Source organism: Paenibacillus sp. J31P316 (assembly GCF_056269105.1).
Genome location: NZ_JBWDNI010000007.1, coordinates 1 through 20,811, shown reverse-complemented (window position 1 = coordinate 20,811; position 20,811 = coordinate 1). Strand labels below are relative to the sequence as shown.

Annotated in this window: 22 protein-coding genes and 1 other RNA gene; 21 read left to right on the top strand and 2 right to left on the bottom strand. The window is 55.2% G+C overall.

The genetic code is table 11. The annotated features are described in order from the left end of the window. Window positions 1-205: 205 nt before the first annotated feature. Together speE and speB are read left to right on the top strand one after the other, a co-directional pair. The gene (gene speE, locus AC0YNU_RS20415; protein WP_475760014.1) at window positions 206-1,033 is read left to right on the top strand and encodes a polyamine aminopropyltransferase; all 828 of its coding nucleotides are present in this window, start codon (window positions 206-208) and stop codon (window positions 1,031-1,033) included. Between the two features lie 51 nt (window positions 1,034-1,084). Beyond that, window positions 1,085-1,954 carry an agmatinase gene (speB, locus tag AC0YNU_RS20410; protein WP_475760012.1) on the top strand — a complete coding sequence of 290 codons (870 nt, stop codon included), beginning with the start codon at window positions 1,085-1,087 and terminating at the stop codon, window positions 1,952-1,954. A gap of 150 nt (window positions 1,955-2,104) precedes the next feature. Here the strand turns inward: speB and AC0YNU_RS20405 are convergent, their stop codons facing one another. Beyond that, a complete protein-coding gene (locus AC0YNU_RS20405) occupies window positions 2,105-2,560 on the bottom strand; it encodes a GNAT family N-acetyltransferase (RefSeq protein WP_475760010.1) in 456 nt (151 codons plus the stop codon). 357 nt (window positions 2,561-2,917) lie between these two features. Between AC0YNU_RS20405 and AC0YNU_RS20400 the strand changes: the two genes are divergently transcribed. The 4 genes from AC0YNU_RS20400 to argS all read left to right on the top strand — a co-directional run bounded on the left by AC0YNU_RS20400 (window position 2,918) and on the right by argS (window position 6,470). Beyond that, window positions 2,918-3,169, top strand: coding sequence for a DUF7667 family protein (locus AC0YNU_RS20400; RefSeq protein WP_475760008.1), 252 nt, complete (start codon window positions 2,918-2,920; stop codon window positions 3,167-3,169). 131 nt (window positions 3,170-3,300) lie between these two features. Further along, window positions 3,301-3,804, top strand: a complete 504-nt coding sequence (locus AC0YNU_RS20395; RefSeq protein WP_475760006.1) for a DNA-deoxyinosine glycosylase — start codon at window positions 3,301-3,303, stop codon at window positions 3,802-3,804. 467 nt (window positions 3,805-4,271) lie between these two features. Further along, complete coding sequence (locus tag AC0YNU_RS20390) at window positions 4,272-4,730, top strand: YwiB family protein (RefSeq protein WP_475760004.1); 459 nt, start codon at window positions 4,272-4,274, stop codon at window positions 4,728-4,730. A 60-nt stretch (window positions 4,731-4,790) separates the two neighbouring features. After that, a complete protein-coding gene (argS, locus tag AC0YNU_RS20385) occupies window positions 4,791-6,470 on the top strand; it encodes an arginine--tRNA ligase (RefSeq protein WP_475760002.1) in 1,680 nt (559 codons plus the stop codon). A 69-nt stretch (window positions 6,471-6,539) separates the two neighbouring features. Here the strand turns inward: argS and AC0YNU_RS20380 are convergent, their stop codons facing one another. After that, window positions 6,540-7,676 (bottom strand): S8 family peptidase, encoded by a 1,137-nt coding sequence (locus AC0YNU_RS20380; protein WP_475760000.1) that lies wholly within the window; start codon window positions 7,674-7,676, stop codon window positions 6,540-6,542. A gap of 449 nt (window positions 7,677-8,125) precedes the next feature. On the opposite strand from AC0YNU_RS20380, the gene rpoE reads away from it, so the two are divergent. The 15 genes from rpoE (at window position 8,126) to AC0YNU_RS20305 (ending at window position 20,558) form a co-directional block, all read left to right on the top strand. Then, a complete protein-coding gene (rpoE, locus tag AC0YNU_RS20375) occupies window positions 8,126-8,704 on the top strand; it encodes a DNA-directed RNA polymerase subunit delta (protein WP_475759998.1) in 579 nt (192 codons plus the stop codon). A gap of 217 nt (window positions 8,705-8,921) precedes the next feature. Beyond that, complete coding sequence (locus AC0YNU_RS20370) at window positions 8,922-10,526, top strand: CTP synthase (RefSeq protein WP_475759996.1); 1,605 nt, start codon at window positions 8,922-8,924, stop codon at window positions 10,524-10,526. A gap of 133 nt (window positions 10,527-10,659) precedes the next feature. Continuing rightward, a complete protein-coding gene (locus AC0YNU_RS20365) occupies window positions 10,660-11,058 on the top strand; it encodes a response regulator (RefSeq protein WP_161701028.1) in 399 nt (132 codons plus the stop codon). A 130-nt stretch (window positions 11,059-11,188) separates the two neighbouring features. Next, window positions 11,189-11,395: a class II fructose-bisphosphate aldolase gene (locus AC0YNU_RS20360; RefSeq protein ID WP_475760412.1), complete on the top strand. Its 207-nt coding sequence runs from the start codon at window positions 11,189-11,191 to the stop codon at window positions 11,393-11,395. Window positions 11,396-11,551: 156 nt separating this feature from the next. Further along, window positions 11,552-12,799 carry a UDP-N-acetylglucosamine 1-carboxyvinyltransferase gene (locus AC0YNU_RS20355; protein WP_475759994.1) on the top strand — a complete coding sequence of 416 codons (1,248 nt, stop codon included), beginning with the start codon at window positions 11,552-11,554 and terminating at the stop codon, window positions 12,797-12,799. A 212-nt stretch (window positions 12,800-13,011) separates the two neighbouring features. Next, window positions 13,012-14,430 carry a transcription termination factor Rho gene (gene rho / locus AC0YNU_RS20350; RefSeq protein ID WP_475759992.1) on the top strand — a complete coding sequence of 473 codons (1,419 nt, stop codon included), beginning with the start codon at window positions 13,012-13,014 and terminating at the stop codon, window positions 14,428-14,430. A gap of 36 nt (window positions 14,431-14,466) precedes the next feature. Further along, window positions 14,467-15,726: a radical SAM family protein gene (locus AC0YNU_RS20345; RefSeq protein WP_475759990.1), complete on the top strand. Its 1,260-nt coding sequence runs from the start codon at window positions 14,467-14,469 to the stop codon at window positions 15,724-15,726. Between the two features lie 129 nt (window positions 15,727-15,855). After that, window positions 15,856-16,053 (top strand): 50S ribosomal protein L31, encoded by a 198-nt coding sequence (gene rpmE / locus AC0YNU_RS20340; RefSeq protein ID WP_161701020.1) that lies wholly within the window; start codon window positions 15,856-15,858, stop codon window positions 16,051-16,053. 74 nt (window positions 16,054-16,127) lie between these two features. Further along, a complete protein-coding gene (locus AC0YNU_RS20335; RefSeq protein WP_475759987.1) occupies window positions 16,128-16,514 on the top strand; it encodes a hypothetical protein in 387 nt (128 codons plus the stop codon). A 64-nt stretch (window positions 16,515-16,578) separates the two neighbouring features. After that, window positions 16,579-16,843: signal recognition particle sRNA large type (ffs, locus tag AC0YNU_RS20330), an RNA gene on the top strand. 243 nt (window positions 16,844-17,086) lie between these two features. After that, a complete protein-coding gene (dnaX, locus tag AC0YNU_RS20325; protein WP_475759985.1) occupies window positions 17,087-18,862 on the top strand; it encodes a DNA polymerase III subunit gamma/tau in 1,776 nt (591 codons plus the stop codon). Between the two features lie 45 nt (window positions 18,863-18,907). Next, window positions 18,908-19,219, top strand: a complete 312-nt coding sequence (locus AC0YNU_RS20320) for a YbaB/EbfC family nucleoid-associated protein (protein WP_475759983.1) — start codon at window positions 18,908-18,910, stop codon at window positions 19,217-19,219. A 29-nt stretch (window positions 19,220-19,248) separates the two neighbouring features. Continuing rightward, window positions 19,249-19,848, top strand: coding sequence for a recombination mediator RecR (recR, locus tag AC0YNU_RS20315; RefSeq protein WP_161701011.1), 600 nt, complete (start codon window positions 19,249-19,251; stop codon window positions 19,846-19,848). A 177-nt stretch (window positions 19,849-20,025) separates the two neighbouring features. Continuing rightward, complete coding sequence (locus AC0YNU_RS20310) at window positions 20,026-20,298, top strand: YaaL family protein (RefSeq protein ID WP_475759980.1); 273 nt, start codon at window positions 20,026-20,028, stop codon at window positions 20,296-20,298. Window positions 20,299-20,303: 5 nt separating this feature from the next. Next, entirely contained in the window at window positions 20,304-20,558 is a 255-nt protein-coding gene (locus AC0YNU_RS20305; protein WP_475760410.1) for a pro-sigmaK processing inhibitor BofA family protein, read from the top strand. Window positions 20,559-20,811 lie beyond the last annotated feature (253 nt).

Genomic DNA, 20,811 nt, shown 5'->3' with positions numbered 1-20,811 from the left:
TGCCTCCTCGTGTTTACCAATGCTATCCAACTAGTATGGAAAACATTGGGTCGCGCTATTCAAGCGAGGCTCGGCGGGATATGAAATTTTTGTGCGGGAATGGCAGAAGGTTGCTTTTTCCCCCCGTTAACTTATAATACAGATTGAAACATTTGACCTTATGAATCAATGGCAACCATACATACACGAAAGCAGGGATTAACCGATGGAATTGTGGTACACGGAGAAGCAAACCCCAAGTTACGGCATTACGGCCAAAGTCAAAGAAACGTACGTGAGCGAGCAGACGGAATTTCAACAGCTCGATATGATCGAAACGGAAGAATTCGGCACGATGCTCGTACTGGACGGCATGGTCATGACGACCGACAAGGACGAGTTCGTTTATCATGAAATGGTGGCGCACCCCGTGCTCTATACGCATCCGAACCCGCGCAAAGTGCTCGTCGTGGGCGGCGGCGACGGCGGCGTTATCCGTGAAATCCTGAAGCACCCTAGCGTGGAGAAAGCAGTCCTTGTCGACATCGACGGCAAGGTCATCGAATATTCCAAGAAGTACCTGCCGAACATCGCATGCGGCCTGGACGATCCGCGCGTCGAAGTCATCGTGAACGACGGCTTCATGCACATTCACGATCACAAGAACGAATACGACGTCGTGATGGTCGACTCCACGGAACCGGTAGGCCCTGCGGTCAACCTGTTCACGCGCGGCTTCTACCAAGGCATCTACGACTCGCTGAAGGAAGACGGCATCTTCGTCGCGCAGACGGACAACCCATGGTTTACGCCGGATCTGATCTCGAGCGTTAACCGCGACGTGAAGGAAGTATTCCCGATCGTGCGCGTCTTCTGGGCGAACGTGCCGACGTATCCAAGCGGCCTGTGGACGTTTACGATGGGCAGCAAGAAATACGATCCGCTTGAGGTCGACGAGACCGCCATTCCGGAAATCGACACCAAGTACTACTCCCCGCGCCTGCACAAAGCAGCGTTCGTTCTGCCGAAATTCGTCGAAGATCTCGTGAAGTAAAATAAGACTTGAAAACAAGTCTTCTTGAATAGGAAAGGAACAATAGCGACTATGAAACTCGATCAAAAATATTCCGGCAACGTGTTCATTCTGAGCTCGGAAGACTATAACGCGTCCAAAGCGGTCATTTACGGCATGCCGATGGACTTCACCGTATCGTTCCGTCCCGGCTCGCGCTTCGGCCCGCCGCGTATCCGCGAGGTGTCGATCGGCCTGGAGGAGTACAGCCCTTATCTGGACCGCAGCCTCGAAGACATCGAATATTTCGATGCCGGCGATCTGCTGCTGCCGTTCGGCAATGCGGCGCGCTCGCTCGACATCATCGGCGAGTTCGTGGCAGGCGTGCTGGAGGACGGCAAAATGCCGGTCGGTCTCGGCGGCGAGCATCTGTGCTCGTGGCCGATCTTCCAAGAGGTGTACAAGAAATACCCGGACATGGCGATCATTCATTTCGACGCCCACGCCGACCTGCGCGAGTCTTACGAAGGAGAGCCATTGTCGCACTCCACGCCGCTCCGCAAGGCAGCAGGCCTGATCGGCGGCAAGAACGTATACCAATTCGGTATCCGTTCCGGTTCGCGCGAAGAGTGGCAGTTTGCCCGCGAGAATATCAACTTCCATCCGTTCGAAGTGCTGGAGCCGCTCAAGAAAGTGCTGCCTGAGCTCGCCGGCCGTCCCGTCTACCTGACGATCGACATCGACGTGCTGGATCCGTCCGCGGCACCGGGCACGGGCACGGCGGAAGCCGGCGGCATCACGTCCAAGGAACTGATCGACGCGGTTCACGCGATCGCGCGTTCCGGCGTTAATGTTATCGGCTGCGACCTCGTAGAGGTGGCGCCTGCTTACGATCCCACCGAACAAACGCAGATCGTCGCGGCGAAAGTCATCCGCGAGATGCTGCTTGGTTTCATTAAGTAAAACAAGAACGCCGCAGACCGTGCGAAATGCACGGCTGCGGCGTTTTTTACTTGTGCGTATGCAAAGCGATACGGAAACAGTACGAAACGAAAAGATATAAAAACGAAACGATAGGAAAGCAACCCCCACCATGCTGCCAACCGAGGCCCCTTACAGCTCCAACGTCATAAACAGGCTGTTGGGATCCAAGGTGTAGCTCGAGAACGGACCGCATTCTTGGAAGCCGAAGCTGGCATACAGCCCTTTGGCCGGATCGAAGGCAGCCATGGAGCCCGTTTCCAGACTCAGACGCGAATAGCCGCGGCGCTTGGCTTCCTCGATGATGTGCGCCAGAAGACGGCGCGCGACGCCTTTCCGGAGATGGTCGGCGGCTGTCCGCATGGACTTGATCTCGCCATGCGAGCTGTCCAGCTCTTTCAATGCGCCGCAGCCCATCAGCTCTCCTTGCTCCCAAGCGCTCCAGAACGTAATTTCCGGCTGCTTCAATCCCGTCAGATCGAGCGCATGTACGCTCTCCGGCGGGGAAGTCTCGAACATTCCCCGCAGATGCTCCCCGATCAAAGCTATGATTTCAGGACCTGTCAAATCATCGACGATAATTTCCAAGACGATCTCCTCCAATACTGCGTCGCTTATCGCGTTTTCTTAACCTATAGAATGAGTATAAGGGGCATGCCGGCACGGACACAACGTAACGCGACGGCGGCAGGTGGAGGGTCTTTATGCGGAACTTGGGCGAAGGAGGTACTCCGTTCGCGGAATTCCGGTTTACGGCCCGTTCCAATTTACAAGGTCAAGGTACCGAGCGTGCATGCCCGCTGTAAAATAGAAGCAGAGCGGGTATTCCTCCCTGAATCCGAATGAACCGCAGTTGTCTCGGAAAGTCGCGCGGACGGCGCTTGGAAGCTTTCTTTTTTGGTCATACTGGTTAGTAGTGTGAGACGATAGAGGGAGGCGCAGAGCATGACCATATTGCCGATACATGAACGGCTTGCAGAGTTGTGGACGATTCGCGGAGGGCGGCACCTGACCGGGGAAGAGCAGGCGGACTTCGAGCACTGCCTGGCGGTCAATGCCATGCATGTCAGACAAATCGCCAATCTGCACAACCTTTCGCTGGCAGCATCGATGGTTGGAGACGTGGAGTGGCAGCATGAAATTTGCCGCAGGCTGGAGAAGCTGAGCGGACTTCCGCCGGGCTCGCCCCAATTGTAGCGCAGATCAGGCGCGTGCTCCGCTGTTGGACAGGCCGCCGGCATGGCCATCGTCTGTGCTCCATGCTGTTGCGCGGCTTGCAATGGGCGTCTTCCCCGGGTATCCTCGGAGGATAGAGGAGGCGATTCCCCATGCGCGTTCATTCGTTCCCGCCGATGATTCAAGAGGGGGCGACGGTGCTGGTGCTTGGCAGTATGCCTGGCGAGGCGTCCATCGCCGTGAACCAATATTACGGCAATCCCCGCAACCATATGTGGCGGGTGCTATACGGGCTTTTCGGCCTGGAGCCGGACGAGATCTACGAGGACAGGCTCGCGTTTGCGGCCGCGCACGGCATTGCGATGTGGGACGTCATTGCGTCCTGCGAGCGGGAGGGCAGCCTGGATGCGAATATTCGCGCGGAAATTCCCAACGACCTGCCGGGCTTGCTCGCGGATCATCCGAGCGTACGTGCCTTGATTTTCAACGGCGCCAAGTCGCATGACACGTTCATGAAATATTTCAAGCATCATCCCGCCGCGGCGGAGCTGGACAAGCTGAAGCTGCCGTCCACGAGTCCGATACCGACGAGAACGATGCGGACGACCGCCGATCGGATCGAGGCCTGGCGCGTGCTGCTTCCTTTTTTGAAATGACGATTGCCGCTTGCAATTTTTACGAGGTCGCATATAATAGGGAAAATAACAGCCACATACGATGAACGGGATAGTAGCTTGCAAGGCGCTGACAGCAGCGAGCCGGGATGGTGGAAGCCGGCGCAGCGGGGCAAGGGAAACGCACCCGGGAGTTGATCGACTGAATACGGCTACGGCGAATGTCTCTGTTGCAAGACAGGTTAGACGGCTCCGCCCGATGAACCGCCGCGCTAGGCCGATCCGGTCACCCCGTTATCGTGTTCGAGAGGTCGCGCCTTTATCGCCGTTTCGGCGGGAACGCGCCGGCCAGAAGAGTGGTACCGCGGATATTCACCTCCGTCTCTTTATTGAGACGGGGGTTTTCTTGTTGTTCGGGTTGTTCAGGCCTGCTTGGCCCGCCATTTGAAATTGCAGGTCCGCCTGATATAGTGGGGACAGGAGAATGAAGAGGACGGGAGACCAGGGCGATGAACGATAAGGCAAAAGTAAGAATCACGCTGGAAAGCGATATCGATGGCGAAGTGCAGCTCAATCACATCGACGGTGAATGGTACCGCAAGGGAAGCACGTTCTACCTGAAGTATGCGGAGACCGAGGACGGCAGCGAGGTGCGGACGATCGTCCGCTGGCGCGACGGCGAGCTCAGCGTTACCCGCCGCGGCGCCGTGGAATCCGAGCAGACGTTCGCGGCCGGCGTCCGCCGGGGCGGGCAATACGAGTCCAAGCATGCGTCGTTTGCGCTGGAGACGGAAACGAGCCTGCTGTGGGCCCAATTCGGCGATTTGTCCAAAGCCGGCCCAAGCGAGGATCGGCTGGTGCCGACCTTGCCGCTGCTGCTGGAATGGCATTATCGGCTGCTAGTCGGCGACGACGAGATCGGCAACTTCGTGATCCGGCTGCGCGCAGAGGAGCATGAGCGCAATTAAACGCAATGTTGAGAATGGCCGCCAAGGCTGCTTACTATGAATAGGGGGATATGATTGGATATGAAACCAAGTGTAATTGAACAGCTTCACCTGCAAGTGAAAGAAGCGATCGCCGATGCGGTCGTCGCGGCCGGATTGGCTGCGCGCGAAGAGCTTCCGGTCTTCGTGCTGGAAGTGCCGAAGGAGAAGGCGCACGGCGACCTCGCCACCAACGCCGCCATGCAGCTGACGAAGCTGGCCAAGAAGAATCCGCGCCAAATCGCGGAAGCGATCATCGCGCATCTGGATACGGCCAAGGCATCCATCCAAAGCGCGGAAATCGCCGGACCCGGCTTCATTAACTTCCGTCTGGACCGCAGCTTCTTATATCCGGTCATCGCTCAGACGGCGGAGCAGGGCGCCGATTACGGCCGTATCGGAACCGGCGGCGGACAACGCGTCCAAGTCGAATACGTCAGCGCGAATCCGACCGGCAGCCTGCATCTCGGCCATGCCCGCGGCGCCGCCGTCGGCGACGCGCTCTGCAACCTGCTGGATTTCGCCGGCTATGACGTCACGCGGGAATATTATATCAACGATGCCGGCAAACAAGTCGCGAATCTGGCACTCTCCATCGAAGCGCGCTATAAGCAAGCGCTAGGCTTGGAGGCTGCCATGCCGGAAGACGGTTACCATGGCGAGGATATCGTCGGATTTGCCAAGGAACTGGCCGCCTCTGAAGGCGACCGTCTATTGTCGCTGTCCGATGAAGAACGATTCACCTACTTCCGCGACTATGGCTTGGAGCGCGAGCTGGCGAAGATCAAGCGCGACCTCAGCGAATTCCGCGTCGGCTTCGACGTGTGGTTCAGCGAGACGTCTCTTTACCAGACGGGCCAAGTCGTGCAGGCGCTCGAAGCGCTTCGCGAACGCGGCCAAGTCTACGAGGAAGAGGGCGCGACATGGCTGAACACGATGGCCTACGGCGACGACAAGAACCGCGTGCTTGTGAAGAATGACGGTTCGTACACGTATTTGACGCCTGACATCGCGTACCACCGCGACAAATTCGGCCGCGGTTTCGACAAGATGATCAACATTTGGGGCGCCGATCACCACGGCTACATCCCGCGCGTGAAAGCGGCGATGGAGGCGCTCGGCAACGATCCGCAGAAGCTTGTCGTGCTGATTGCGCAGATGGTCAGCCTGTTCCAGAACGGCGAGAAGGTCAAAATGTCCAAACGGACCGGCAAGGCCGTCACGATGGAAGACCTGACGGAAGAAGTCGGCACGGACGCGATCCGCTACTTCTTCACGATGCGCAGCATGGATTCGCATCTCGATTTCGATATGGACTTGGCGATCTCGACGTCCAATGAGAATCCGGTCTTCTACGTCCAGTATGCGCACGCGCGGATCTGCAGCATCTTCCGCCAAGCAGAGGAGCAGGGCATTACGGTGCTGCCGCTGAACGAGGTGGATCTCGGCAAGTTGACGACGGAGCATGAGTTCGACCTGCTTCGCAAAATCGGCGAGCTGCCGCTCGAAATCGCGGAAGCCGCGGTGCAGTACGCGCCGCACCGCCTGATCCGCTATGTATACGAGCTGGCCTCGCTGTTCCACAGCTACTACCGCGCGGACCGCGTCATTACCGAAGACGCGGCGCAAACCCAGGCGCGCTTCGCGCTGCTCGGCGCTGCCCGCATCGCCATCGCGAACGTGCTGAAGCTCGTCGGCGTATCCGCGCCGGAGCGCATGTAGTTCCGCGTCCGCGCTTTCCGACGTTAGCCCGCAATGCCTAGTCCCATTACACAAACCAGGCCGTGGAACTTATCGTTCCACGGCCTGGAGCATGCGTATGACATCCAGCTCCCCGGTCAGCCGGGGAGTTTTCGTGCCTCGCAAAGGCAGCATCGATCGCTTGACGATCGCCTTGATGTCCGTCGGCGATATGCCGGGGCGATGGGCGAGCAGCAGCGCGATGGCGCCGCTGACATGGGAGGTGGCCATCGAGGTGCCGCTCATTTCGTTGTATTTGCCGCGCAGCCACGACGATAGGATCTTGTCGCCCGGCGCGTAGACGTCGATGTACATGCCGCGGTTGCTGAACGGGGCAATGCGGCGCAGACGGTTGGTCGCGCCGACCGCAATCGTTTGCGGGTAACGGGCAGGATAATCGATGGACTTGCGTTTGCCGTCGTTGCCGGAGGACGCGACGATGATGACGCCGGCGTTGAAGGCGTTATTGACGGCGGTCAGAAGCGACTTGCTGCGTGTTTTCATGCCGAAACTCATGTTGACGATATCCATGCCGCTGCGCACGCACCAGTCGATGCCGAGCACGATGTCGGAGACGAAGGCGCTGCCGTTGTGGTCGAACGCCTTGACCGGATGCACGGTGGCCCGGGGCGCGACGCCGATCATGCCGTGCAGCTGGTTAGCGGCGGCGATGGTGCCGGCGATGTGCGTGCCATGGCCGTTATCGTCATGCGGCAAGGAGCCGCGGTTCAATAAATTGATTCCTCTCCCGAGCGACTGCTTCAGATCGGGGTGGCTGAAATCGACGCCGGTGTCGATGACGCCGACCTTGATGCGGTGTCCCGTCGTGGTGCTCCAGGCCAAAGGCGCTTTGATCTCCTGCACGCCCCACGGGATGCCTTTCTCGCGGGCGACCGGTTTGTGCACGGTAGCGTGAACCGATACGTGGGGGTCATTTTCCATCCACATGCCGCTCGCTGGGGCGACGGCCAGCAATTCGCTCGTGACGGGGAGAGAGAAGGCTTCAATGGAGGGCAAATGCCGAACGGCTATCGAGGCGTCCTCGCTTGGCATGTCGAAGTTCGACCATTCGAGCAAGAAACGTTCGTAGTCGCTGCGCTGCCGGAAGCGGACGATTCGGCGCTTGACGGCTGATGCTGAGGGTGACGTCGCGCTGTGCAACAGGCGGAGAATTGCGGATCTGTCCAAATTTGGCTTCCCCTCCATGGCGAATCATGCTGCAGTATTGTATGAAGGAGGGCAACAAGCTGTATAAGCAACTTGCCTTTTTTCGAAGAATTAGGCTGCAAACCGTGTCATTCGCCGCACGGGGACATAGTATAGACCAAGAGTCCTTCCCGGACTCTTGTACCGGATACCGGCGAACGCCGCGGTCCGGAAGGATACAGTCAAAGCGGAGGGATCCCTTCCGCTTTTTCTTTTTTGTAATCGTCCGCAAGCCGATCATGAGGCTCTTTCGCGCCGAGGCTTTTCGGCGGAGCGGCCCTTCGCGGTCCGCCGCAGGGGGAGGCTTTCATTCCTTCTTTGTCCGCGCGGGAGGGACGGCTTGCTTTTTGAGATAAAATAGGTTTTACTATAGTTTGATAATGTATTGCTTGCGATCGGCAGGCAATTTGACATGAGAGGAAGTGTCCGAAATGAGCAGCGAGATCGTCTTGAAAATCGATCCGGAACGCGTCAAGGAAATGCCCATGGTTGACCTGGCATTTGAATTGCTTAAAGCGGCGAACACACCGTTTTACTATCGCGACATCATGATGGAAATCGCGAAAATCCGCGGGCTGTCCCAAGAGCAAATCAACCAAGTGATTGCGCAAGTATATACAGAAATCAACATCGACGGCCGTTTCGCATGCGTCGGCAGCAATATGTGGGGGCTGAAACGCTGGTACCCTGTCGAGCGTAACGAAGATCCGGTGGGCAACGCGAAGCGTTCGCGCATCATTAACGACGAAGACGACGACGACGATGCTTACGTGGACGAGGAAGAAGATACGTACGCGGCGGAAGACGACGATTTCGATTCGTACGACGAAGATCAGGAGATTTTCGACGAAGCCGAAGAAGAGGCGGAAGTCGACGAAGAAGTGCTGATCGACGACGAGGAAGCCGAAGAAGAGAGCATTGACGGAGACGCTGAAGGCGCGGAATCCGGCGCGGATGAAGAAGACGAAGACGGTTTGGACGACGACGAAGAGGACGAAGACGACAAGTAAAACAATGGCCTCTGCCGCCTGTTCAAGTTTCCTTGACAGGCGGTTTCTCAGTTGTTAAGATATTGTTTGGGCTTCAAGTTCGGACATAAGGTATAAGCCAAAATTAGAAAGTGCCCCGTTTATACGGGTGTCACTTTTTTCTTTTTTATGGACCATTTTTCTGATGGAATTGGGAGAACCTATATCATAACCATACAGGCGTTGGAGGGTATTATCAGTGACTAAGTACATTTTTGTAACAGGCGGTGTCGTATCATCGCTTGGCAAGGGCATAACGGCAGCTTCGCTCGGGCGCTTGCTCAAGAACCGCGGTCTTAAAGTGACGATTCAGAAATTCGATCCGTACATCAACGTCGACCCGGGAACAATGAGTCCGTACCAGCATGGCGAGGTATTCGTGACGGACGACGGCGCGGAAACGGATTTGGACTTGGGCCACTACGAGCGTTTCATCGACATCAACCTGTCCAAGAACAGCAACGTAACGACGGGTAAAATCTATTCGTCGGTCATCACGAAGGAACGCCGCGGCGAATACCTGGGCGGTACGGTTCAAGTCATTCCTCATATTACGAACGAAATCAAGGAACGCGTATTCCGCGCGGGCAAAGAGACCGGTTCGGACGTCGTAATCACCGAGATCGGCGGTACGGTCGGCGATATCGAGAGCCTTCCGTTCCTTGAAGCGATCCGCCAAATCAAGAGCGACATCGGCCGCGAGAATGTCATGTACATTCATGTCACGCTCATTCCTTATATTAAAGCGGCTGGCGAAGTGAAGACGAAGCCGACGCAGCATAGCGTAAAAGAACTCAGAAGCATCGGGATCCAGCCGAACGTTATCGTTTGCCGGACGGAGTATCCCCTTGCGGAAGACATGAAACGCAAGATTGCGCTGTTCTGCGATATCGACGAGAACGCCGTCGTGGAATGCCGCGACGCGTCTACGCTCTATGAGGTTCCTCTTAATCTGCGCGACGAAGGCTTGGACGAGATCGTCGTGAATCATCTGAAGCTGAACACGCCCGCGCCGGACATGACGGAGTGGGAAGACCTCGTTCGCCGCGTCAAACAGCTTTCCCGGACGACGGAAATCGCCATCGTCGGGAAATACGTTGCGCTGCACGATGCGTACCTCAGTATCGTGGAATCGCTCAGCCACGCCGGCTTCGATGCCGACGCGGACGTGAAATTGCGCTGGGTGAACGCGGAAGAGCTGACGGATCAGAACGTGGCAGACAAGCTGCAGGGCATCCACGGCATTCTGGTTCCGGGCGGCTTCGGAGACCGCGGCATCGAAGGCAAAATCGTCGCGATCCGCCATGCCCGCGAGAACAACGTGCCGTTCTTCGGCATTTGCCTCGGCATGCAGGTGGCCGTGATCGAATACGCGCGTAACGTAACTGATCTCAAGGACGCGAACAGCTCCGAGATCAATCCGCTTACGCCATATCCGGTGATCGACTTGCTGCCGGAGCAGAAGGATATCGAAGACATGGGCGGCACGATGCGCCTTGGCCTCTATCCGTGCAAGCTGACTCCGGGATCGCTGGCAGAGCGCGAGTACAACGACGAGCTTGTTTATGAACGTCACCGTCACCGGTACGAGTTCAACAACGAATACCGGGAGACGATCGAGTCCGCGGGCCTCAAAATCACCGGTACTTCGCCGGACGGACGTCTTGTCGAAATGGTGGAGCTTCCAACGCATCCTTGGTTCCTTGCGGTGCAATTCCATCCTGAATTCACGTCGCGTCCGAACCGTCCGCAGCCGCTTTTCCGCGGATTTGTGCGCGCTGCGCTTGAATTGGCAGAGAGCTAACATCGCTTGTCAGTCTTAAAGTTTTTTTCCAGCTAAGCAGGAATATGGATGCGCGGGCGCGAAATTATGCCATCATGGGATTTCAATCCAGTCGTGGCGATTGATCGTCGTGCATTCCTAGGAGGGTTTCAAGTTGGAAAACAAGAAAGTCTTGATAGTCGATGATCAGAACGGCATTCGCATTTTGCTCATGGAAGTGTTCAGCAGCGAAGGCTACACCACGTTTCAAGCGCCGAACGGCAAGATGGCGCTGGAGATCGTTCGGAACGAGTCTCCGGATCTGGTCTTGCTCGATATGAAGATTCCCGGCATGGACGGGCTCGAGATTTTGAAGCATGTCAAGGCGATCAACAAAGACATCAAGGTGATCATGATGACGGCGTACGGTGAGCTCGACATGATTAAAGAAGCGACCGACCATGGTGCGCTGATGCATTTTACGAAGCCGTTCGACATCGACGAGATGAGGATGGCGGTCAATTTACAGCTGCGCGGAGGCGAGTCCGGCGGTTGGTATGCAGTGGGATCCTGATTACAGGGTCCCTCTTTTTTTGTCCTGCGGATATCCGGCGATTGCCAGGACTTGTACCAAACGAAAGATGGATGTGGTATAATGACCGGGTGCGACAACAGAAGCGTGATGCGCGTAGCCGGACGAAGCGATTCGCTTGTCCATCGCGGCTGGCGCAGGCAAAATCAACGTGAACACGGAGAACCAAGTCGCTGCACGAATGCGATCCGCGATGTGCGCAGTTCGAACGATTCCGTTTACGAACGGTCCTCGTAACTACCTGGTTCCGGCGAGCGCAGCGATGCAAGCGGTCGTTCAAAGGAATATCCGTTTGTTCGACAGTAGCAACCAAGCGTAACTTCCGATAGTCAAGGGAATATAGCAGCTGCGTAATGCGCGAGAGAAGCAGGCGCCCCGTCCTTCAAGATCGCTTTGAGAGACGGAGCGCTTGCTTTATGGCATTATCGGCTGTTTGTTCCATTGCTCTCACCGGATGGGAGGATAACGAATACCGATGGAAAAATTGATGATTCGCGGCGGTCGCCCGCTGCGCGGCACCGTGCAAATCAGCGGTGCGAAGAACAGCGCCGTTGCGCTTTTGCCCGCCTCTATTTTGGCGGAATCGACGGTGACGCTTGATAATCTGCCTCATCTCAGCGATGTGGCGGTCTACAGCGAGATCTTGGAAGAGCTCGGCGGTGTCGTGGAATGGAGCGGAGACTCCATTGTCATCGATCCTTCCGCCATGGTATCCAAACCGATGCCGAACGGCAAAGTAAAGCTGCTCCGCGCCTCATATTACTTGATGGGCGCCATGCTCGGACGCTTCGGCGAAGCAACGATCGGCTTGCCGGGGGGCTGCAATTTCGAGCCTCGTCCTATCGATCAACATATTAAAGGCTTTGAAGCGCTTGGTGCGACGGTAACGAACGATCACGGATCCATCCGGATCGTTGCGAAGGAATTGCGCGGTGCCAAAATTTATTTGGATGTCGTCAGTGTCGGGGCGACGATTAACATCATGCTGGCGGCCTCGCGGGCCAAAGGCTTCACGATTATCGAAAACGCGGCGAAAGAGCCTGAAATCATAGATGTAGCTACGCTTCTTAACGCCATGGGCGCAAAAATCAAAGGGGCCGGCACCGAGACGATTCGAATCGAAGGCGTCGAACGGATGCACGGCTGCCGCCACTCTATCATTCCCGACCGAATTCAAGCAGGTACGTACATGATTATGGCCGCTGCTACGCGCGGCGATATGTTGATTGACAATGTCATTCCGAAGCACATGGAAGCTATGACCGCCAAGCTGCAAGAAATGGGCGTCCATGTCTACGAGATGGATGAATCCATCCGGATCGTCGGACAGCCGTCATACGAAGCGATTGACGTGAAAGCCCTTGTGTACCCCGGATTTGCTACGGATTTGCAATCTCCGATGACGAGCTTGCTCACCCAAACGGCAGGTGTCAGCATTTTGAGCGATTACGTGTACAGCAGCCGATTCAAACATGTGCCTGAACTGTCGCGCATGGGCGCCAACATTCGGGTGGAAGGCCGTTCGGCCATCATTGAAGGCGGCAAGCTTAACGCCGCGAAGGTCCGCGCTGCCGATTTGAGAGCCGGGGCCGCGCTCGTTGTTGCCGCGCTTACGGTAGAAGACGGCGTGACGGAAATCACGGGCGTTGAATACATTGACCGAGGCTATGATAACTTAGTCGAGAATTTGCGCATGCTCGGCGCTGATGTTTGGCGCGAATAACGCCAGGATTCTATTTTTCTATCAGATGCGGCGTCGGCCCGAATAGAGAGGGTCGATTCCGGCAATGATGGAATAGGCTTGGCATGTTTTTGTAATACCCTAACCTGTCCCGAGTCGATCTTCAGTTTGCGTTTTTATGGGAAGAAAGCTTCGCCGTCATGAGGCTGGCGACTGCCGACTCTTCTTGAACCTTGATAAGAAGTGGTGATATTATGTCTGAACTTCAGATCACCGATCTTGAAGTGATGAAGCTCACGGAGCTTTACAAGCTGGCCAAGCAGCACCAAATTCAAGGCTATGGTCAGTTGAAGAAGAGAGAATTGATATTTGCGATCCTGCGTGCGCAAGCGGAACAAAGCGGACTCATGTTTATGCAAGGCGTACTCGAAATTTTACCGGAGGGCTTCGGCTTCCTAAGACCCATCAACTATTTGCCGAGCAACCAGGATATCTACATTTCAGCCTCTCAGATCCGCAAGTTCGATCTTCGCATAGGGGATGTCGTATCCGGCAAGTGCCGGGCTCCCAAAGAGAATGAACGTTATTTTGGTCTCTTACAGGTCAATGCCGTTAACGGAGAAAGCCCCGAACATGCTGCAGAACGTCTTCATTTTCCAGCCCTGACTCCTCTCTATCCCGAGAAGAAACTCGTTCTCGAAACCGCCCAGCCCAAACTTTCAACGCGCATCATGGATTTGCTTGCCCCTGTCGGGCTTGGACAACGCGGACTCATCGTGGCTCCGCCGAAAGCCGGCAAGACGCAGCTCATTAAGGAAATTGCCAACAGCATTGCGATTAACAATCCCGAGATCGAGCTGATCGTCCTGCTGATCGATGAACGTCCGGAGGAAGTTACGGATATGTCGCGTTCGGTGAAGGGTGAAGTTGTTGCGTCGACGTTCGACGAGCTGCCCGAGAATCACGTTAAAGTGGCAGAGCTGGTGCTCGAGCGCGCGCTGCGGCTGGTCGAGCACAAGAAAGACGTCGTGATTCTGCTTGATAGCATTACGCGTCTTGCGCGTGCGTACAACTTGGTCGTTCCTGCGTCCGGCCGGACGCTCAGCGGCGGTATTGATCCTGCTGCATTTCATCGTCCGAAGCGTTTCTTCGGCTCCGCGCGTAACGTGGAGGAGGGCGGCAGCTTGACGATTCTGGCAACTGCGCTCATCGAGACGGGCTCCCGTATGGATGACATCATTTATGAAGAATTTAAAGGTACAGGCAATATGGAGCTGCATCTTGACCGGAAGCTGGCGGATCGCCGGATCTTCCCGGCGCTCGATATCCGCCGTTCGGGTACGCGCCGCGAAGAAATGCTGCTGACCAAGGAACAGTTGGATAAAGTGTGGAGTATCCGCAAGAATATGAACGATTCCATTGAATTCATCGACGGCTTCCTGAAGAAGCTGGCAGATACGAAGGATAACGAGGAGTTCCTCATGTCCCTGGACACGTCGGGCGTTACGCCTCCGGCGCCGAGAACTCGGCAGGGGACGGGAACGACCAGCAGAAGCAGCTCAAGCAGCAGCGGCAGCAGAAGCAGCAGTTCAAGCACCAGCAGAAGCAGCTCCGGAAGCAGCGAGAGCAGTGTTCAACGCCGTCCCGCATCACGATCGACTACGGTAACTTAGATTATATAAAGCAGGTTTGTTTTCAGGAGGTACATCATGAATCTCGTATATGCTGACGAACAAGGCAACTTGTTTGATCATCCCGATTGGATTGCGCTTGGCCGCAGCGGCGACATGGTCGTGGAGCTGATGGAAGACGAGTTGATTCCGTTGCCGGATGGCGCGACCATGGTTGGCTTGCCGCATACGCGTCCCATCGGCATCCATGCCGCGTCGGGCGACATGCGTCCGCTGCCTGGCCAGTATCAGGCTGTTGGCGCGCTATTGCCGCAGGGCTACACCCGGTTGTGCATTCCCGGCTACATGAAGACGGACAAGACGCAGAAGCTTCCGCTGTTCGGCTACTCGGCCGTCGTATGGAAGGACGGCGGATTTTACGTCGCCGCGCAGAAATGCGATGATCCGGAGCGCTGGAATCCGCTCAACTGCGATCCCAAGGAGCTTAACGTAGGCGTCGAACGTCTCTTGGCGAAATATCCGGAGAACCGTCTGTATCAACATCTGTCCAATTGCGCGCTCGGCTATGAATGCTTGACCGCTTCCAATACGTTCCTGCAGCGCTGGGAAGGTGCCGTGCCGGTTTCGTTCTCGTGCAATGCCGGCTGCTATGGCTGCATTTCCGAACAGCCGGACGACAGCGGGTTCCCTGCTCCGCAGACGCGCATGAACTTCAAACCGACGGTGCAAGAACTCGTTGACGTCATGCTGGAGCATTTGAATGCCCCGGATTCCATTATCAGCTTCGGGCAAGGCTGCGAAGGCGAGCCTTCCACGCAGGCGAAGATTATCATCGATGCCATGCGCGAGGTGCGCAGCCGCACGTCGATGGGGTACATCAACATCAACACGAATGCCGGGTTGACGGATCATATCCGCGGCATCGTGGATGCAGGACTCAATCTGATGCGCGTCAGCACCATCAGCGCGCTCGACGATCACTACAATGCATACTACAAGCCGCGCGGCTACAACTTGGCCAACGTCGAGAAATCGCTTCGCTACGCGACGGACAAAGGCGTCTACACGTCGATCAATTATCTGATCTTCCCGGGCGTCACCGACCGCGAAGAGGAGATCGAGGCGATGCTCGGTTTCGTGAAACGGACAGGCCTCAAGCTGATCCAGATGCGCAACCTGAACATCGATCCCGAGAGCTATTTGGAGCTCATTCCGAAGGCGCAAGGGGAAATTTACGGCATGAAGCAAATGTTGGAAATCTTCGCCGACGAGCTGCCGGACGTCGTCATCGGATCCTACACCCACGTGCCTCCGGCACCGGTCAAGCAGCCTCTTTGACCAAATATTCGATCGGCTGGCTGAGTTGTGGAAGGCATTGCGCCAGAGGATTAGCCATGCTATAATCGAAATTGTCTTTATAGAACTCTGGGTCCGCCTGTTGATCCAGGGCAGAAAGAGGTGAACGAGATGAAGCAAGGTATTCATCCGACATACCACGTCACTTCAGTAACTTGCGCTTGCGGCAACACTTTCGAGTCTGGTTCGATCAAACAGAACCTTCGCGTAGAGATTTGCTCCAACTGCCACCCATTCTTCACGGGTAAGCAAAAGTTCCTGGATGCCGGCGGTCGCGTCGACAAATTCAAGAAGAAATACGGTATCTAATCCGTTCCTGCCGGAAATTAGCAGAATACAAGAACCTCCCTCAGCCATCCTATTGGTTAAAGGGAGGTTTTTTTATGTCAAGCTCACGAATTCTGCTGGGCACGATCGCACTGGCCGCGGCCATTTCGCTCACTGCCTGCGGGAATAAGGACGCCACCAACAACTACAACTCCAAGTCATACGGAGATGACGGATATATGGGCTTATCCAACAGCAACCCGCATCTGCCGAACCGCAACGGCGAATTCTCGAATCAAGATTCGGACGGCGACTTTGCCCAAAGCAAGCTGAAGCAAATACCCGGCGTGGACAAGGCGACGATTCTATTTCAAGCCCCGGACATGTTTGTGACCATAACGCCCAAGAAGGGGTTTGACAGCGCGCAAGTCAAAGCGAAAGCCATCTCCGTACTGCGATTTAACATGCCGCGCTACGACGTCCATGTTAAGATGGCGCGCTGAACGAATCCTCTCCCATGGAAACGGCAGTTGCACTTTTGGATTGAACAAGCTATACTTATCTCTGCCGTGCTAGACGGGGAGGTAGCGGTGCCCTGTAACTCGCAATCCGCTGTAGCGAGGTTGAATTCCTTTCGTAGGTTTTTGCTGTGTGGGGCTGGTGTTCATGAACAGTGTTGACGGTTGGGTCCTCCGCAATGGGCGCTTGTGAACGGGTCAGGTCCGGAAGGAAGCAGCCATAAGCAAGTTTGCTCATGTGCCGGAGGAGTGCTTGACCAGAGCTGGGAGTGAGCGTTCCGCTCATGTCGCTTAAATCAAGGATAGGTGCACGGTCCTGAATTTTAAATGATAACATCCGAATTGACTCTTTGAAGTCATGCAGGGTGTTTTTTCATATTCAGAGGGAGATTCGGTAGGGATTTTGACGCGCTAGCGCGAAAAAATAGAATCCAACTTCGAATGCGGGCGCAATTCCGGTGCATGCAACGGTTTTTTTGACTGGCGGCATCGTGTATAATAGAAGAACGGTCAGCTGTACAGGCCGTGGATGACAACAGCCGAAAGGAACGGACTCGATGTCGCATATAGCCTTATACCGTGCCTGGCGTCCGCAGACGTTCCAGGATATGGTCGGCCAGCAACATATTATTCAGACACTGCAGAACGCGATTCGCGAGGATCGAGTTTCGCATGCGTATCTATTCAACGGGCCGCGGGGAACGGGCAAGACGACGACGGCCAAAGTATTGGCGAAGGCGATTAACTGCGAGCGCGGTCCATCGCCAGAACCTTGCAATATCTGCGATGCATGCCGGGGAATTACGGCAGGCACGGTAATGGACGTCGTAGAGATCGACGCCGCTTCCAACCGCGGGATTGACGAAATCCGGGATATTCGTGACAAGGTCCGGTATGCCCCGTCGGAAGTACGAACGAAAGTGTATATTATTGACGAAGTCCACATGCTTACTTCGGAGGCGTTCAACGCGCTTCTCAAGACACTTGAAGAACCGCCGGCTCACGTTGTCTTTATATTAGCCACTACGGAGCCGCATAAACTGCCCGCCACGATCATTTCACGCTGCCAGCGTTTTGACTTCCGACAGGTATCGCTTCCGGAGCAGACAGCGCGCCTGCGCCGAATTTGCGACGATGAGGGCATTTCGGCCGATGATGATGCGCTTGCTTACATAGCAAGGCTCTCGGATGGCGGCATGCGCGACGCGATCGGTTTGCTTGAGCAAGTATCCGCATACGGAGGCGAGCATATTTCGCTTCATGACGCGGTGGACGTGACCGGCGGCTTGGCCGCAGAGCAGTTTGAGCAGTTGGCGGAAGCGGTGCGCGACCGGGATGCCGGTGCGATCCTGCCGCTGGTCGAAGGGCTCATGCAGGCGGGCAAGAGCGCGGACAAGTGCCTCGAGAATCTTGTTTATTACTTCCGGGACTTGCTTGTGCTGAAGCTGGCCCCGCAAGGCAAAGCATCGACTGAACGCATTGTTGATCAAGATAAATACAGGCAGATGGCGTCGTCCTTCAGTGCGGAGCTGTTGTTCCGCATGATTGACGTGCTAAATCAATACCAGCTTGAAATTCGCCATGCCGCGCTGCCGCAGACGATTTTCGAAGTCGCGCTTATGAAAATTTGCACCCTTCAAGAATCCGGCGCCCAGCGGCCTGTCGATGGGGCTGCTTCATCTGACGGAGCATCATCCAGTGGAGAGGTTCAGCGGCTGCAACAGCGGATCGATACGTTGGAACGCCGGATTGAGCAACTTGTCCAAACGGGCGTGAAAGCGGATGTCGGCGCTGGACAGGAGCAAGGAGCGGCTCGCGGCGGAGGCAGCCGGGGAACGAACAACTTCGGGAAAAGCGGATCAGGCGGCGGTTTGGGCAACTCTATCGCCCGCGTGAAGCTCGATCCGTTTCTCGCGGCGGCGGAGAGTCAGGCTACCGGTCAAGTTCGCATGAAATGGGCGGACATTTTGCAACGCGTGAAAGGACACAATATTTCCACGCATGCTTGGTTCGTGAACGGAGACCCCGTCTCAGCCGCAGATAATACAATATTGGTCGCATTCAAAAACTCTATCCACCGCGAGACGACCGAGAAGCCGATTAATCGGGATGTGATCGAACGGGTGCTGCAGGAAGTCTACAACCGCCCGGTTCGACTGGCGACCGTCATGCTGAAGGAATGGCAGACGGCTGCCGAGAAGGGGCCAGCGCCGGCGGATGAGTTGACATTGCTGCAAGAGGATGAGCGGGCTGGCCCGCCTCCGGAACCCGAATGGGTGGAGGAAGCCGTGAAGCTCTTTGGCGAAGATCTCGTCGTCATTGAAGATAAGTGAGCTTAATGTTACACGACATCAACTAACTCAAGGAGTGGTCGAACGATGAACAACATGAACAATATGATGAAGCAAGTGAAGAAAATGCAGGAGCAAATGCTGAAAGCCCAAGAAGAATTGGGAACGAAGATCATTGAAGGAACCGCCGGAGGCGGCGTCGTAACCGTAATCGTTAACGGGCACAAAAACGTGCAAAGCATCACGATTAAACCGGAAGCGGTGGATCCGGATGATGTTGAGATGTTGCAGGATCTCGTCATGACGGCTATCAACGATGCGCTCAACAAAGCGGATGAGCTGGCGAACAAAGACATGGGCAAATTCACGGGCGGCATGAAAATTCCGGGCCTTTTCTAAATTAGTTTTACGAATAGAGGAGAAGCGCTTTGTATTATCCCGAACCGATAGCCAAACTTATAGACGCTTTCAGCCGCTTGCCAGGCATTGGTCCAAAGACAGCGGGCAGACTGGCCTTCCATACGCTGAAGATGAAAGAAGACGACGTCATCGATTTTGCGAAAGCGCTCGTGAGCGTCAAGCGTAACCTTCACTATTGTTCGGTATGCTGTAACATCACAGATACCGATCCATGCCGGATTTGCCAGGACAAGAGCAGAGATCAATCGATCATCTGCGTTGTTCAAGAATCCAAGGACTTGGTTGCAATGGAGCGGACGAAGGAATTTGAAGGGCAATATCATGTGCTTCAAGGGGCGATATCGCCTATGGAGGGTATTGGCCCTGATGAGATCCGAATAGCCGAGCTGCTGCGTCGACTTAGCGACGAGACCGTCCAGGAGCTGATTCTAGCAACGAACCCGAATATCGAGGGTGAGGCGACGGCGATGTACTTGTCGCGTCTCGTTAAACCTTTCGGCATTAAAGTGACGCGAATTGCCCATGGGCTGCCGGTAGGCGGTGATTTGGAATACGCGGATGAGGTCACGTTGTCCAAAGCACTGGAAGGCCGGAGAGAATTAGGTTGATACAGATGATTGGTCTCGAAGCCCTGTGGGAGAGTGTTCCCGCGGGGCCTTATTATTTTGTATGGCTTATCTTCAATCGTGCTAAGGCTTGTTCTAATTCTGAAGCACATCCTCATACATTCAACTATATGCCGTTTCTAAGATTAGGAGGAACGGACAAGCGGGAGGTTGAGTGGAATGTGGAATTGGTTGAGGAGGAAGAAACGGACCGCGGTTCTGAAGCAAAAGAGCGAGCAGCAGGAACAGCTGGAGCTTCTTGATGAAATTCAGACAGCTAAGCAGGAATGGGAAAACGCGCAGCGGTTTTTTGAGTATGCGGTGGACAGTGATCAGATCGATTATGCCATTTTCGCAATAGCTTCCGCTGAGAAGCGATATGAAATGCTTATTCGAAAGGCGAAACGCTTGCCTGTTCAGTGGGCGGTTCTGAAAGGCGGTGTTACGTATTGAAGACCGTGTGGATGATTATTATGCTGGCGTCGGCTTTATTGCTGCTTACGGTTGTTATTCGCAATCGCCTTTCCTTTAGATGGGTGAGAAGGTTTGCCTTGCATCTGGTAGCGGCTGCATTGGCGCTTTATGTCCTTAATTACTCTGGTGTCATATCAGGCTTCGAGGTACCGTTGAATCCCGCAACGATTGGCACGGTAGTGCTGCTCGGTTTGCCGGGGATCGCCTTAGTGTTAGGGCTGCAAATGACTTTGTTCTGAATGGAAAAAAGTTCAAAGTAGAAATTTCGGATTTAGGCTTGACCTCGGTGGTGGAGATATGTTAAATTATTTTTTGCGTCACAAGGGCAAGCAAGAATCTTCAAAAAGAATTAAAAAAAGTGCTTGCAATTGAACGACGCGATGTGATATATTAATCAAGTCGCCGCTGAGACATTGGGCGAACGACACTTGAATTTGTTCCTTGAAAACTGAACAATGAGCGACCTGTCAAAAGGTCATAAATCGCGAAATT

Coding starts and splice junctions, on each gene's coding strand:
- AC0YNU_RS20320 (WP_475759983.1), top strand. CDS start 18,908: ATGAACAACATGAACAATATGATGAAGCAAGTGAAGAAAATGCAGGAG.
- AC0YNU_RS20335 (WP_475759987.1), top strand. CDS start 16,128: ATGTCAAGCTCACGAATTCTGCTGGGCACGATCGCACTGGCCGCGGCC.
- AC0YNU_RS20400 (WP_475760008.1), top strand. CDS start 2,918: ATGACCATATTGCCGATACATGAACGGCTTGCAGAGTTGTGGACGATT.
- AC0YNU_RS20310 (WP_475759980.1), top strand. CDS start 20,026: ATGTGGAATTGGTTGAGGAGGAAGAAACGGACCGCGGTTCTGAAGCAA.
- AC0YNU_RS20395 (WP_475760006.1), top strand. CDS start 3,301: ATGCGCGTTCATTCGTTCCCGCCGATGATTCAAGAGGGGGCGACGGTG.
- dnaX (WP_475759985.1), top strand. CDS start 17,087: ATGTCGCATATAGCCTTATACCGTGCCTGGCGTCCGCAGACGTTCCAG.
- speB (WP_475760012.1), top strand. CDS start 1,085: ATGAAACTCGATCAAAAATATTCCGGCAACGTGTTCATTCTGAGCTCG.
- rho (WP_475759992.1), top strand. CDS start 13,012: ATGTCTGAACTTCAGATCACCGATCTTGAAGTGATGAAGCTCACGGAG.
- argS (WP_475760002.1), top strand. CDS start 4,791: ATGAAACCAAGTGTAATTGAACAGCTTCACCTGCAAGTGAAAGAAGCG.
- AC0YNU_RS20345 (WP_475759990.1), top strand. CDS start 14,467: ATGAATCTCGTATATGCTGACGAACAAGGCAACTTGTTTGATCATCCC.
- AC0YNU_RS20355 (WP_475759994.1), top strand. CDS start 11,552: ATGGAAAAATTGATGATTCGCGGCGGTCGCCCGCTGCGCGGCACCGTG.
- rpmE (WP_161701020.1), top strand. CDS start 15,856: ATGAAGCAAGGTATTCATCCGACATACCACGTCACTTCAGTAACTTGC.
- speE (WP_475760014.1), top strand. CDS start 206: ATGGAATTGTGGTACACGGAGAAGCAAACCCCAAGTTACGGCATTACG.
- rpoE (WP_475759998.1), top strand. CDS start 8,126: ATGAGCAGCGAGATCGTCTTGAAAATCGATCCGGAACGCGTCAAGGAA.
- AC0YNU_RS20390 (WP_475760004.1), top strand. CDS start 4,272: ATGAACGATAAGGCAAAAGTAAGAATCACGCTGGAAAGCGATATCGAT.